Source organism: Streptomyces chromofuscus, from assembly GCF_015160875.1.
In the GTDB taxonomy this organism is placed as follows: Bacteria; Actinomycetota; Actinomycetes; order Streptomycetales; family Streptomycetaceae; genus Streptomyces; species Streptomyces chromofuscus.
In genome coordinates, this window is record NZ_CP063374.1 from 211,121 (window position 1) to 224,987 (window position 13,867).

The following is a 13,867-nucleotide window of genomic DNA, read 5'->3' on the forward strand; positions in this document are numbered from 1 at the left end:
CTCGGCGACGACAGTCGCGACGACACCGAGCGCGAAGCGATCGCCGCCCGGGGCGCCGCCGACGTCAGCTCTGCTGCTGGAACGCCGACCAGACCCGCGCCGCACTCCGCACCTTGGACCGCCCGAGCTCGCCGAGGACGAAGAGACGGACGGCCCGGTGCCCCGGCCGGGCGGACGACGAGTGGACGCTCCTCACCCGCCGCCGCTGTGCCATTCGCCGACCGCACGGTGCCGGCGAGGTCTCCACCGCACCCGCACACCTGCCAGGATCGGCCCCGTTCGGACCGAACCCCGCCTCAGAGCGCAAAGGCCCGGGCCGCTCGGGGTGGCCCAGGACCTTGTTCACGCGGCCCGCGCACTGGCCACGGGAAACTGACGCGGCCCCGACGCCGGACGGGAATCGAAGCGGCGGACTGCACCGGCCCTCGCCGGGGCTTCAACCAGTTCGCCCGAGCCGCCTACGGCAAGGACGGATGCCCGTACCGAGCCCTACGCGCGAACTCTCTGCAGTATGACATTTGCCACAGAATGGACTTATCATGTCCGAGATACGCGACCACCGTGGAGATACACGCCGCATGCCCCAGGGACACCACCTCCCTCACATCCCCGCACCTCCTCATCCTGATCTTTCATACGCGCTGGACTGCGATCACTGTTTCGGCTGGGGGACCGTCGTCACACCCGACGGTTGCCACGAATTGTGTGGAACATGCCAACCGGCAGCATCCGGGCCGCCCCAAAGCGCTGCGGCCCAGACCCCGACCGGGGACGACCGTGCATAGCGACATTGGCCGTGGCCGACACCGCCCCGCCGGAAGCCGACGCCGTGGCAGTGTTCCGTCCGTACGCCGCCGGCGTGGGGTCAGCCAGGTCCAGATCGGCATACCCGATCGGGGGGAAAGGCTGTGCCGGCGGCAGGTCGTCCCAGGCGTCCGGTAGGTCGTCGTTCACGACGTGCACGTTCACCCGGCAAAGCGCCCAACTGAGTGCGCAGACGCACAACGACGGAGACGCTCCACGACGCGGTCGGGCGGACTGTCTCTGAGTTGCTCAACCCTCCTGCTCACCGACCACCGCGGTCGACGGAACGCCGACCGGAACGGGCCCCGCGTGGCTGCACATTCGGTCGACTCGTGCAGGCGCAGGAACGCCGTGTTCCGGCGTAGTTCGTGCTTCGACACAGCAGGAGACGCGACTGAGTGCTCGATGGTGCGTCGTGCGTCACGCCGGTTCGACAGGCAGCCACAGCTCACAGGTGGCGGTGCTGAAGTCGTCCGCGCGCTCGAGGGTGGCGACGATCGAGGGACCCGGTCGCAGCCGCCACGGGTTGGAGGGGAACCAGTCGGTCGCGGTCGCCGCCCAGGTCGTTTGGAGGGCCTGCGGATGCGGTCCGCTCGTGCGGAAGACCGCCCAGGTCCCGTCCGGCACCTCGATGGCGTCGAGGCCGTCTGGGGCCGGCGTGTCCAGGCCCGTCGCAACTCCGTGCATGTACGTCAGTTCGCTGCCTTCCATGGCATCGGCATCGACCTCGTCGGAGACCTGCAGCAGGCCTCCGGGTTCGGTGTCGCTGAGGGCCTTCAGCCGTAGGTGTTCCTCCGGCGGAAGGGCGGCGATGTGCTGCTGGATGTGCGGGTTGACGCCCTGATGGATGAGCGGGACCCGGGTGGCGTGTCCGACCAGCCGGAACGCAGGTCGGTTGACGAGGCGGGTGTCCATGGGGGTGCTCCCTTCGACGGTCAGGCGGAACCTGAGCTGCGGTTGTGTGCGCAAGGGGCCTCCATGGCGGCGTACGTCACCGGGGCCGACACCGTGGACCGCCCGGAACGCACGACCGAACGCCTCACTCGAGCCGTATCCGTGTCGGACCGCGACGCTCAGCAAGTCCGTCCCGCCCCGGACGACGTCGGCGGCGGCAACGGTCATGCGCCGCCGTCGCACGTACTCCGACAGCGGCATACCGGCCAACGACGAGAACATCCGACGCAGGTGGTACTCAGTGGTGCCGAACGCCCCCGCCAACCCGTGGACATCGGGCTCCTCCGCGAGGTGCTCCTCGACCAGATCGACAAGCTGGTTGAGTGCCGAGATCACGAGGCCTCCTTTCGACTTCAACCCTGGCAGCAGACACCCCGGCCGCACCCGACCGATGAGAACCGATCCGATCATGCTCGCCCTGACGGCACATGCTCTCAGGGACGTTCCATGCGGATCGCGCCCGCTTCCCCACAGGGTTCGGCCAGGTCAGATCGGCCCGCCTGTCAGCGGGTCGTACCGCAGTACCTTCGCGCAACTCTCGCGGGGGTCCTGCAGGCCCAGGACCCGCACGGTCGTCACACCGATCCGCTGGTGGTCGTCGGTCGTGACGCGCAACCCGGGTTCTCCGTCGCGCAGGACCGTGACCTGCTCGCGTTGTGCGTCGGGACGTTGAAGTTCGCCCCGGAGTTTTACGAGATGTGCCAGTAGGGCGGGTTGTCCGCGTGCAGGGTGTCGTTGCTCTCGAAGCCCGCGACGAACCAGCGGTGGCCCTCGGCTGCGGCCGCTGCCTTGAGACCGGAGGCGACCAGGACCGTGTGGGCGGCGACGAGCTGGTGATCGGGCGAGCGAGGTGCTGACAGCAGCCGTGGCGGCGATAATCGGCGGATGAGTGGCAACCAGCCCTCTGAGGCCTGCCAGGGAATGTCCACACGACGCGGGTCGCGATGGCGGGCCTTTGTCCAGACCGAGACCGGCAGCGCCGCCCTCCTGCTGATGGGGGTGGCCGCGGCCCTGCTGTGGGCCAACCTCGACATGCGTTCCTACGAGGCCGTGTGGGCCGCGCATTTCACGATCGGCTTCGATGCCCACCATCTGTCGCTGGATCTGCATGAGTGGATCAACGCGGGGCTGATGAGCCTGTTCTTCTTCGTCGTCGGGCTCGAGGCACGCCGGGAGTTCGACGTGGGTGAGCTACGTGACCGGCGGTGGGTGCTGCTGTCCGCGGTGGCCGGCCTGGCCGGCATGGTCGTTCCCGCTGTGATCTATATGGCGGTCAACGCAGGCGAGAGCTCGGTGCACGGCTGGGGCACGGCCATGTCGACTGACACCGCGTTCGCGCTGGGCATCCTCGCGGTGTTCGGGTCCCGGCTGCCCGCGTCCCTGCGGGCTTTCATACTGTCCATCTCTGTCGTCGACGATCTGATCGCCCTCGCGGTGATCGCCGTGTTCTACAGCGACGACATCGATGTGCCGGCGTTGCTGGTGGCCGTCGGGACCTTGCTGGTCATCGCCGTGCTGCGGCTCGTGGGCGTACGCAACGGTGCGCTGTGCGCCGTGCTCTCGGTGGTGGTGTGGGCAGCGCTTCACGAGGCCGGTGTCGACCCGGTCATCACGGGCCTTGCCGTCGGGGCTCTCGTGCTCGCCTACCCGGCACCGCGCGGCGATCTGGAGCGGGCCAGCCACCTGTTCCGACTGTTCCGTGAGCAGCCGACCCCTGAGCTGCAGCGCTCGGCCGCACAGGGACTGGCGGCGGCGATCTCCCCGAACGAGCGACTGGAGCAGGCGTTCCTGCCCTGGGTCAGCTTCGGCATCGTGCCGCTGTTCGCGCTGGCCAACGCAGGCGTCGAGGTGAGCGGGGCGAAGCTGGCGCAGGCGTTCACCTCGCCCATCACCTTGGGCATTGTGTGCGGCTGCGTGGTCGGCAAGGTGATCGGAATCGTGGGTTCCATGGCAGCCGCGCGGCTGCTGTCGAAGGGGCGGCTGCGTCCGAACGTGGGCTGGGGCTCGGTCACGGCCGGGTCGACGATCGCCGGGGCGGCGTTCACCGTGTCGCTGCTGATCGCTGCCATCGCCTTCGAGGGCGAGCAGCTGAATCAGGCCCGCATCGGCATCCTGGCCACGCTGATCGCCGCGTTTTCGATCAGCTGGACGGTGTCCGGGGTGATCGCGCTTCTGCCGCCGGCCCGCAGGGCCCTGACTCTGCTGGGGCGCACCGATCCGATGACGGATCTCGCCGTGGCCGTCGACGCCCGTCATGACAGGATCCGCGGCCCGCAGGATGCGGTCGTGACAGTGGTGGAGTACGGCGACTTCGAGTGCCCGTACTGCGGGCAGGCCGAACCAGCGGTGCGGGAACTGCTCGGCAGCACGGTGGACGTGCGTTTCGTGTGGCGGCATCTGCCGCTGACGGATGTGCACCCCAACGCGCAGCTGGCGGCGGAGGCCTCGGAGGCGGCCGCGCGGCAGGGCCGGTTCTGGGAGATGCACGACCTGCTGCTCGCCCGCCAGGACGCGCTGAGCGCCCGCGACCTGCTGCGTTATGCGCAGGAACTCGGGCTCGAGGTCAGCGTGTTCCGCCAGGACCTGGAGCAGCGGCGCGGCGCCCGGAGGGTGGCGGAGGACGTGGACTCGGCCGATTTGAGCGGTGTGTCGGGTACGCCGACCTTCTTCATCAACGGGCAGCGTCATCACGGCGCCTATGACGTGGCAGCGCTGACCGCTGCTGTGGAGCACGCCCATCAACGGACTCTGGCCACACGGCGTGATGCCGGTCGGCCGCGGCCTGCGGCGCGATGAGCGGAGCGGAACCCGCAAATGGGTGTCGCCAGGGCGGGAAGTGATGGGGAAGTCGCCGTGGTACTGCCCGGCGACGGTGCGGCAGGCGACGTCCAGGGCGAGGCCGGTGCCCTGGCCGACGGGCCGGCTGGTGAGTACGGCGCGACGTGTGGCTGCACGGGATGCGGGACGGGACGGAGGGGACGCGGTGGCGGGCTGCGCCGGTCAGCTCCGCGATCCGGCCGGTGGACTCCTCCGTCCCGGCCCGCATCCCGTCCAGGAGCAGCTGGACGTCGGCGCTGCAGGCGAGCCGGCGAAGCGCCGCGGCGCGGGATCCGGTCCGCAGCCTGGCGGACAAGCCACGCAGAGCCCGACGGCCTGGCGGGGGACAACCGCCTGAAGCAGGCTCGGGCAGTCGCCACCGGCCACGACAAGCGCGGGTACGTCTTTCTTCGGCACCGCCACGGCAGCGGCCCTGCCCATCTGGGCTGCGAAGCTGATCGCCCGGGACCCTAGCCGTACCAGGAGTCCGTGGTCACGTTGATCTCGTCCGTACCGTTCATGACGAGGTGCAGGTCCCCTGGACGGAACGTGTCGGTTCGCCCGACGTGGTCGAGTGCCATCTCGCCGTCGAGCAGCAGCGTCAAGTGGTACCGCTCGGAATCGGACCGGCGCACCATCCGCGCGCTCCGCCGGTAGCGCGACGGCAGGCACGAAATCGGCACCACGGTCACCGGCCCGAACTCGATCAGTCGGCCCTCCGCCCAGAAGTCGGCGGCGTGCGCACTGACGACCTCGCTGGAGCGCGTCCGGTCGAGCAGTTCCCGCCAGCGGTCGAAGCGCTCCTCCGCGGGCACGTCCTCGCTGCGAAACCTGACCCCGATCATGCGGCCCCCACTCCCACCGGGCTCCCACCGGCACATCTGTGCACAGAGATCGCCACGGATTGCTCCCGTGCATTCTGACCTGCGAGGGCGAGTGGGCGTAGGTCGGGATCGGTCGGCCGTGCGGCAGACCACAACCTGTCATGCTTCGCTCATACCGAGTGCAACCAACAGAGCACGAGCCACTACGAACCGGTGGCTCACCTGTTCCGGACGGCCACTCCACCCACTCGCCGGACACGCCGCGCCCTGCCCGCTGAACACGTCACGCCTTCCAGGCTCCCGTCAGAGCGCGGTCCCCTCTCCAGCCCGGGTGGGGGCGACTGCTGCAGCCTGAATGGTCGGAGCAAGACGACGGGGGTCGCTCAGGCAGTGCCGTCCATGGCCACGAGCAAACGGGACAGCCGCGTTACCGATAGAGTCGACAAGGCAGGCTTGAACGATAAAATCGACCGCCTGGGCTCGGACACCGAGAACGCGGCTCGTTGTCCGTCCCCGTGTGCGGTACACCGTTCTGCCGAGACTACCCAGGGGGTGCGTGTGGCACTCGACTCCGGGCGCGGGCGCCCTGGCTCGGGAGGTTCCGCGAGGATCACAGACGTCGCGCAGGCTGCGGGAGTCTCCCGTCAGACGGTGTCCAACGTGCTCAACGCCCCCCAGCGTGTACACCCGGTGACCCGCCAGCGAGTGGAGCAGGCCATCGCGGAGCTGGGCTACCACCCCAACCGTGTGGCTCGCTCGCTGCGGGCCAGCTCGCCCGGGATGGTCGGGTACCGGATCCAGCCGGTACCCACCGAATCCGTGGCCGCCATTCACGACCGCTTCTTGCACGCGCTCGTCGAGGCGGGCCAGGCCGGTAACCACCATGTCCTGCTGTTCACGGCAGCGGACACGGACGCGGAGAGCGACAACTGCACGGCCCTGTGGCGCACCGGTGCCGTGAGCGGTGTCGTGCTGTACGACATCGAGTCGGACGATCAGCGGCCGGAGCGCCTCACCGCCGCCGGGGTCCCGTTCGTGGCCTTCGGACGCACCGCTGCGGGCGCCGAACACTACAGCTGGGTCGACATCGACAACGCCGACGGAACGGAGGCCGCCGTCGGCCACTTGGTGGCGGCAGGTCACCGACGGATCGGGTTCCTTGGCTGGCCCGAGGGGACCAGTGTCGGCGATGCCAGGGCGCGCGGCTGGCTCGCAGCCATGGACCGGCACGACCTCCTGGCTGAGAGTCATCGGCTCGACATGCGCGGGCAGGACACGATGTCGACGGGCACACGACTCATGGCCGAGCTACTGGACCGGCCTCAGCCGCCGAGTGCGGTCGTTGCGGCGACGGACACGCTGGCGGTGGGCGCTCTCCAAACCCTGCGGGAGCGTGGGCTTCGGGCGGGCGAGGATGTGGCCGTCATGGGCTTCGACGACACCGCGGCGGCGGCGGCGCTGGGGCTTTCGAGCGTGCGACAGCCGATCGAGGAAGTAGGCCGTCTGATCATGGCCGAACTCCTTCGCATCACGACCAGCCCTTCAGGCCTGGAACCCATGCACCGCCTTCTGAAGCCGGAGTTGGTCATTCGGGCCACCGGCTGACCGCGATGACCGACGATGCGACGACCGGTGGCCTGCGAAGCTCATTCGTCGCTCGGGTCTCTCGCGAACGACACGCGAACAAAGCCCCGGCGTGCCCTCGCCGTCGGCCCACTGCGGCCCACCGCTGCCACCAGAATCTCGAAACCGACGACTCCGATGGCAGCCGGCACCGTACGTAATGCCGGCCGGCGCGCGCGGCGCACCGGCGGTGGGCCCGTGGCGTGGAGACCTCCGGTCGCTCAGTGAGCCGAGACGGGTGGCCGGGTGGGGATGGCGATCTCGCCTCCGCTGGGCACCTGGTACTGGCGGCCACCGGATGTGACCGGCATCGCGTCGCCCTCACGCAGCCTGATCACCGTTGTGTCCGGCTGGATGTCGACCTCGAAGGTCCGATCTCGCCACCGCAAGCCGTGCAGCGTGATGCCGTCCAGCTCCGTCGGCAGAATCGGGGCCAGCTCGATACGGTCCGGCCGCCACCGTAGCCCCGAGTAGCCGTACAGGAACACCTGGAGGAAGCCTCCGTGGCCGGTGAGGAAGGTGAACGCGCCTCCGGTGCGGCCCTCCGCGAACTGGTCGAAGGGCGGGCGCAGGAAGGGCTCCACACTGCGCCTGGTGTGCTCGAACGCCGCCTTGGTGTCGCCGACTTGAGCATGGACGATCGCGTGTACGGAGTCCGTCATCGACGGTCCGTCCTCGTCGGTGCGCGCGCTGTAGTACGCCAGGTCGGCCCGCGTTACCTCGTCGGGCTGCGGGTTCTCCCACGGGTACGCCAGCATGACGACGTCAGCCTGCTTGATCAGCTGTCCGGTGTAACCGGCGAACTCGGGGTGCACCTTGAGCTGTTCGTCGAACAGAACGACCAGGCCGTCGGCAACCTCCGCCCACAAAGGGTCGGCCGGTTCGCCGAGCACCCCGGCCGCCTCGGCGGCGAAGCGCAGGACGCTGCGGGCGGCCACATTGGTGTAGACGGAGTCGTCGTTCGGCTCGTCGGCGTACTCGTCGGGCGGGATCACGCCGTTGATGTGGTACGAGCCGTCCGCTGCGGCCTCCGCGCGGGAAGCCCAGAAGTCGGCCACTCCGCGCAGCACGGGCCACCCCTTTTCCCGCAGCCACCCCTCGTCACCCGTGGCCAGCCAGTACTGCCAGAAGGCGAGGGCGACATCGGAGCTGACATGCTGTTCGTAGCGGCCGAAGGGTGCCCACGCCGGCGTGTCCTCGTCGCCGTGCAGGCCGCTCTCCCAAGGAAACCGCGCGCCTCGCCGGCCGCACTGGGCAGCATAGGAACGGGCCGCGCCTATCCGGTTGGCCCGGTAGTCGAGCACGCTGCCGGCAATATGGGGGTGCTGAGCGAGCAGGCTCGGCCAGATCCACGTCTCCGTGTCCCAGAAGACGTGGCCGTTGTAGCCGTCGCTGGACAGCCCGACAGGTGAGGGCGACCACGGTGAGTCTTCGCGCACGCTGGTCAGCAGATAGAACTTCGCAGCTCGCACCTGCCGTTGCAGTCGTATGTCACCGTGTACGACGATGTCGCCCGCCCATTCCCGCTGCCAGGCACGGAGGTTGTCCCTGGTGAGCTGCCGGTACCCGGCCCGGGCCGCCTCCTCGGCTGCGGTGCGCGCCAGGGCCAGGGGGTCGTCCGCGTCATGGCCAGTGGCGATGCCCACGTACTTGGTGAAGGTGTACGAGCGTCCCGCCACCACGTTCGCCACTACCGTTCGCGCGACCGAGTCATCGGTTGCGGGCTGGGCGCACGAGGCGGCCGAGGCCACCGGTCCCCTCAGCAGGGACACCAAGGCGGCCGGGACACCACTGCCCTCGGCGGCCGTGGTCAGCCAGATGTCCCCCTCCCCCGCCCCTGTCCGTGTGTCGCACAGCCGGGTCGCTGCCCGGCCGTCGAGCGCGTCGGTCACCTCGAGCTGCCCGTCCCAGTGCGGCCGTACGGTCACGGTCACCGCCGCGACGTGTGGCCTGGAGCGATCGGCGAGCAGTTCGTAGCGCACGTCGGTGACCCGGCCGGACGGCGAGGTCCAGCGGGCCTGGGTGGTGATGATGCCGGTCCGCAGGTCGAGTGACTGCCGGTAGCGTGTGATGCCGCGGGCGACTGCGGCCGGGGCGGAGCTGCCGACCGCCTCCCAGTCCCCGCCTACCAGGTGCTCCTCGCCCGCCAGTTGCTCGTCGCGCTGTTCGCGCTCCTTCGGCAGGAAGGCTTCGTTGTAGGTTCCGCTGCCGTCACCGATGTCGAGCGCCGACCAGGCGGGCAGCCCCGCTTTGCGCGACCACTCCCCCGGGTGCCCGGTGTACAGGCCGACCACGTGGAACTGCGTGCGGATGGGGGATTCGGCGAATCCGTTGCCGGCGGCCGGGACCCTGGCGGCCAGGTAGCCGTTGCCGGTGAAGGTGGGATGGTAACCGGTCAGCGCCGCGAAGTGGTCTTCCCGAAGGCCGGAAGCCTGGGACGAGTCATCGGTGGAAAGCAGCCATGCGTCGGTGGCGGCCGATCCGCTCGGGTCCGTCACTTACTTCAAACCTCCCGCGGTGAGCCCGTCGACGATTCGGCGCTGGAAGAACAGCACCGCGACCACCAGCGGCAACGTCACGACAACACCGGCCGCCATCTGCGTACCGAACGGCTGGTCGTACTTGTACTGCCCGGTGAAAAGAGAAACGATCACATTCGCGGTCATCATCTGCCGGTCGTTGACGACGCTCACGGCGATGAGGAATTCGTTCCAGGCGGAGATGAAGACCAGGATCGCTGTGGTGAAGATGCCAGGCGCTGCAAGAGGGAGCACGATCTTGCGGAACGCCTGCGCGGGCGTGCACCCGTCGACCTGAGCGGCCTTCTCCAGCTCGGCCGGCATTTGCCGGAAGAACGCGGTCAGGTTCCACACGGCCAGCGGCAGGGCGAAACTCATGCTCGGCACGATCATGGCCTGATAGGTGTTGATCCAGCCCGCGTCCGTGAAGAACTGCAGCAACGGCACGATGAGAGTGATCGGGGGAAACATGGACGCCGCGATGATCAAAGTGAGGATGAGCGTCTTCCCTCGGAAGCTGAGCCGCGCCAGCGCGTAACCGGCGAAGATCGCGACGACAAGAGTGACAGCGGTGGTGACTCCGGAGACGATGAGGCTGTTGAGCAGCGCGCGGCCGAAGCCGTTGCGCGCGTCGAAGGCGGCAGCGTAATTGTCGAAGGAGACCGGCACGGGAAGGGGGGAGTTGGAGAACTGGTCCGAGGGCCTGCGCAGGCTGGAGACCACCATCCAGTAGAAGGGCGCGAGGCAGTAGAGGACGATCGCGGCGATGCCGATCCGCCGTGCCAGGGAACCGGTGCGCAATCTGCTGATGGTCGTGGTCATGGTGAACTCCTCGTGCCCCGTCCGATCAGATCGGCACCGAACAGCTTGACGAACGCGAAGGCGACCGCAGCGATGTAGAGGAACAGCACGGTGGCGTAGGCGGCCGCGGTGCCGAATCGCAGGTTGCTCATTTCTTCGAAGGCGATCATCGACAGTGTCTCGACGGAGTGCTTGCGTGGGCCGACGAGCACGTACGGCAGGTCGAACATGCGCAGGACGTCCAGGAGCCGGAACAACACCGCGACCACCAGTGCGGGGCGGACCAGCGGCAGGGTGATGCGCCGGAAGGCGTACCAGGTCGAGGCTCCATCGACCCTGGCTGCCTCGTACAGTTCGCCCGGGATGATCTGGAGCCCGGCGAGGACGAGGAGTCCGATGAACGGCGCGGTCTTCCAGGTGTCGGCGATCACCACGGAGAGCCATGCCTGGAAACCCTCGCTGCTCCAGAGCACCCTGGCGCCCAGCAGCTCGTTGGCAACACCCTGACTATTGAAGATCCACTTCCAGAGCAGACCCGAGATCGCCGTCGGGATCGCCCAGGGGACGAGGATCGCGGCCCGTACCAACGCCCGCCCGCGGAAGGCCTGGTGCATGACCAGCGCCATGGCGACGCCGATGAGCACCTCGACGGCAACCGAGGCGAGAGCGAAGGAGGTCGTGTTCCACCAGGGGCGCAGGAAGCGGTCCCCCGTGAAGACAGCCGCGTAGTTGTCCAGACCGTAGGAGGTGGCGGTGACTTTGAAACCGGTCTGCGGGTCGATGGTCTCGTTGGAGACGACGAAGGACAGCCGGCAAGCAGCGAGTACCGGATAGCCGACGACCAGACCGAGGACGATCAGGCTGGGAGAGAGCAAAGCGGCGGCCAGTCGGCCGGTCCCGGCCCTGCGCGAATTGCGCGAGGGCCGGAACGCGGTGCCGCGGCGCGGCTTTGCCTGGGAAAGAAGGGACACCAGGAGACCTTTTTCCGTCGGCCTACTTCTCGGCGATCGCCGCGGACAGGTCCCGCTGCATATCGGCGAGTGCGGCGTCGACCGACTTCGATCCGCTCAGCGCTGCGGCCGCGCTTTCCTGGATGGCGGCTGTGGCATCGCCGTACTGGACGACCACGGGCCGAGGCACGGCGCCGCTCAGGGACTCCTTGAGGGTGGCCAGGTAGGGGAACTGTCGACGCAGGGCCGGGTCGTCATACAGGCCGGCATACGGCGGGGCGGCCGAGTTGACCTTCAGGTTGGTGCGGGCGTTGGCCTCGCTGGAGAAGAACTTGATGAAATCGAGGGCGGTTGCCTTGTTCTTGGCGAACTTGCTCACCGCCAGATCGAGTCCGCCGAGGGAGGATTTACCCGGACCGTCCAGGCCGGGCAGCGGCGCCACCCCGAACTTGCCGGCGACCTTGCTCGAGCCGTCCTTGGCGTTGGCCAGTGCCCACTGATACGGCCACTGCCGGTGGAAGAGCAGCTTGCCCGCCTGGAAAGCGCGGCGGCCGTCCTCCTCCTGGTAGGTCGAGGCCTCCTCCGGGAAGGTGCCGTCCTTGAAGCCGTCTGTGAGGAACTGCAGTCCCTTCTTGGCTTCTTCGGTGTCGACGGTCGCACGGCCCTCGGCATCGACGACGGTGCCGCCCGCCGAGGCGACCGCCTCGGAGAAGTTGACAGTCAGGCCCTCGTACTTGTCGAACTGGCCCGCGTAGCAGTCGACGTCCTTGCCCTCGGGCAGTTTGGCGACTGCGGCACAGGCGTCCTTCATGTCGTCCCAGGTCGTGGGTGGCTGCACGCCCGCCTTGTCCAGCAGGTCCTGGCGGTAGAAGAGGAGACCCGCATTGGTGTTGTAGGGGATGGCGTACTGCTTGCCGAAATATTCACCGGTCATGACGACGGCAGGAAGCATTTTGTCGAGCGGGAACTGCCCGGCGGGCAGCTCGTCGATCCACTGGTTGGCGGCGAACTCGGCGACCCAGATGGGGTCCAGGTTCAGCACGGTGTAGGCGTCCGACTTGGTCTGCGCGTTCTGGATGAACTGCTGCCGCTGCTGGTCCGCGCTCTCGGGCAGCTCCACGAGGGTGACCTTCTCGTTGGGGTGCTCGCTGTTCCAGCGGTCGAGCTGCTCCTGGATGGTGCCGGTGGTGTCCTTGCCGGTGGCGAGGGTGATGGGGCCGCGCCCGGAGAACTTCCCCGGGCTGTCGGCCGCCGGTTCGGAGGAGTCCCCGCCGCAGCCGACGAGTGTGGTGGCGAGCGATGCGGCCACCACCGCGACGGCCCAGGCAGGCCGCCGCCCCACCGTCGCTGCCTTGGTGGCTGCCCGGGAGCCGGCTCTCCTGCGGCTCGTGTGCGACGAACTCACCATACTTCCTCCTCGCTGAACGCATGCCTGCCCACGGCCCACAGCAGTGTCCCGTCACCGTGGTCCGAACAGGCTGATTTGATCGTTCAACATGGGCCCTGGGAAGCGCCGCGTCAAGCCCCGGGAGTGACAGTGATTGGATCGTTCATATCGCGCGGCCGTCCCTCGTTCGAAGTCCGGTCGGCGTGGCACGTGTAAGCACCGGATGCCTGAGCAGCTCACTGCAGCTCAAGTCCCCCTGTGACTGGCGGGCCGGCCTGCTCGTCGAGCACCTGCATGCCCACGGCGTCGACGTCCCGCACCGACCCGACGGACTGAACGTCTGGGTCGAACTCGACGTCGACGCTCGGGTCGCGGTCACAGCCCTGGCACGGCGGGGTTGGACGGTGCGGCCAGGTCACTTCTTCGCCCCGGATCCGGCCGCCGACCAGGGCGCGATCCAGGTCACCGCATCCACCGTCACCGAGCCGCAGACCGAGGCCTTCGCCGCCGAACTCGCCGCCGTCGTCACCGAACTGCGCTTCGCGGCCGGCTGACCATCACCCATTCCCCCCTCACGACAACGAGCCATCATGTTCCGCGGCCTGAGCGCCTTCCCCCTCACCCCCAGCGGGCAGGGCATCGACACAGCGGCGTACACCGCACTCGTCGCCCGCCTCGCAGCCGTCGGCGTGGACTCCATCGGGGCGCTCGGCTCCACCGGAGGCTACGCCTATCTCACCCGAGAGCAGCGCGCGCACGTCGCGAAGACCGCGGTCGAAGCCGCCGACGGGGTACCGGTCATCGTCGGTATCGGAGCACTGCGCACCTCCCACGTGCTGGAGCTGGCCGAGGACGCGCAGAAGGCGGGTGCTTCCGCCGTACTGCTCGCCCACCTGAGGCGATCGTCGCGACGTTCACCGGCTCGCCCGCGGCTCCTCGCACGCTGCTGGTGCGCCGGTACGACAGCAACGGGCGCCTGCAGTACGTCGGCCGCAGCACCACACGGCCACGGAGCGCAGCCCGGGCCGTCGCCCGGCTGCTCGTCCCGGCCGGCGGCGAGCACCCATGGACGGATGGCCGTTCTCCGCGGGGGTTGGGGCACACGCGAAACTCCGCACGTCACGCTGGTCCGGCCGGAGCTGGTCGTGGAACTCGGCTTCAATGCGGCCCGCAACCGCCCCGGGTGAC

11 protein-coding genes and 1 pseudogene are annotated in these 13,867 nt (G+C 68.7%); 4 read left to right on the plus strand and 8 right to left on the minus strand.

Annotated elements, in window-relative coordinates:
* Positions 1 to 64 precede the first annotated feature (64 nt).
* The 3 genes from IPT68_RS00850 to IPT68_RS34540 all read right to left on the minus strand — a co-directional run bounded on the left by IPT68_RS00850 (position 65) and on the right by IPT68_RS34540 (position 2,373).
* Positions 65 to 214: a hypothetical protein gene (locus tag IPT68_RS00850; protein ID WP_189697636.1), complete on the minus strand. Its 150-nt coding sequence runs from the start codon at positions 212 to 214 to the stop codon at positions 65 to 67.
* Between the two features lie 1,010 nt (positions 215 to 1,224).
* Positions 1,225 to 2,094 (minus strand): AraC family transcriptional regulator, encoded by an 870-nt coding sequence (locus tag IPT68_RS00855; RefSeq protein WP_189697635.1) that lies wholly within the window; start codon positions 2,092 to 2,094, stop codon positions 1,225 to 1,227.
* Between the two features lie 150 nt (positions 2,095 to 2,244).
* On the minus strand, positions 2,245 to 2,373 hold the full coding sequence (locus IPT68_RS34540) for a hypothetical protein (RefSeq protein ID WP_265583881.1): 129 nt from the start codon (positions 2,371 to 2,373) through the stop codon (positions 2,245 to 2,247).
* A 270-nt stretch (positions 2,374 to 2,643) separates the two neighbouring features.
* Between IPT68_RS34540 and IPT68_RS00860 the strand changes: the two genes are divergently transcribed.
* Entirely contained in the window at positions 2,644 to 4,554 is a 1,911-nt protein-coding gene (locus IPT68_RS00860) for a Na+/H+ antiporter NhaA (RefSeq protein WP_189697634.1), read from the plus strand.
* 545 nt (positions 4,555 to 5,099) lie between these two features.
* Here the strand turns inward: IPT68_RS00860 and IPT68_RS00865 are convergent.
* Positions 5,100 to 5,420, minus strand: a pseudogene (locus tag IPT68_RS00865) (AraC family transcriptional regulator); the annotation flags it as partial.
* Between the two features lie 378 nt (positions 5,421 to 5,798).
* On the opposite strand from IPT68_RS00865, the gene IPT68_RS00870 reads away from it, so the two are divergent.
* Positions 5,799 to 7,004, plus strand: a complete 1,206-nt coding sequence (locus IPT68_RS00870; protein WP_189697633.1) for a LacI family DNA-binding transcriptional regulator — start codon at positions 5,799 to 5,801, stop codon at positions 7,002 to 7,004.
* 239 nt (positions 7,005 to 7,243) lie between these two features.
* Here IPT68_RS00870 and IPT68_RS00875 read toward each other — a convergent pair whose 3' ends face one another.
* Genes IPT68_RS00875 through IPT68_RS00890 form a run of 4 tightly spaced genes read right to left on the minus strand, consistent with a single transcriptional unit; the run spans position 7,244 to position 12,700 of the window.
* A complete protein-coding gene (locus tag IPT68_RS00875; protein WP_189697632.1) occupies positions 7,244 to 9,520 on the minus strand; it encodes a glycoside hydrolase family 65 protein in 2,277 nt (758 codons plus the stop codon).
* A complete protein-coding gene (locus tag IPT68_RS00880; RefSeq protein ID WP_189697631.1) occupies positions 9,521 to 10,363 on the minus strand; it encodes a carbohydrate ABC transporter permease in 843 nt (280 codons plus the stop codon). It abuts the gene before it with no gap.
* Positions 10,360 to 11,313: a carbohydrate ABC transporter permease gene (locus tag IPT68_RS00885; RefSeq protein WP_189697630.1), complete on the minus strand. Its 954-nt coding sequence runs from the start codon at positions 11,311 to 11,313 to the stop codon at positions 10,360 to 10,362. Before IPT68_RS00885 ends, IPT68_RS00880 begins: the two co-directional genes overlap by 4 nt.
* Before the next feature lie 22 nt (positions 11,314 to 11,335).
* Positions 11,336 to 12,700 carry an ABC transporter substrate-binding protein gene (locus IPT68_RS00890; RefSeq protein WP_189697629.1) on the minus strand — a complete coding sequence of 455 codons (1,365 nt, stop codon included), beginning with the start codon at positions 12,698 to 12,700 and terminating at the stop codon, positions 11,336 to 11,338.
* Between the two features lie 182 nt (positions 12,701 to 12,882).
* Between IPT68_RS00890 and IPT68_RS00895 the strand changes: the two genes are divergently transcribed.
* Both IPT68_RS00895 and IPT68_RS33690 read left to right on the plus strand, forming a co-directional pair.
* Positions 12,883 to 13,233, plus strand: coding sequence for a transcriptional regulator domain-containing protein (locus tag IPT68_RS00895; RefSeq protein ID WP_228040131.1), 351 nt, complete (start codon positions 12,883 to 12,885; stop codon positions 13,231 to 13,233).
* A 36-nt stretch (positions 13,234 to 13,269) separates the two neighbouring features.
* Positions 13,270 to 13,866 carry a dihydrodipicolinate synthase family protein gene (locus IPT68_RS33690; protein ID WP_228040135.1) on the plus strand — a complete coding sequence of 199 codons (597 nt, stop codon included), beginning with the start codon at positions 13,270 to 13,272 and terminating at the stop codon, positions 13,864 to 13,866.
* The last annotated feature ends 1 nt before the right edge of the window (position 13,867 follow it).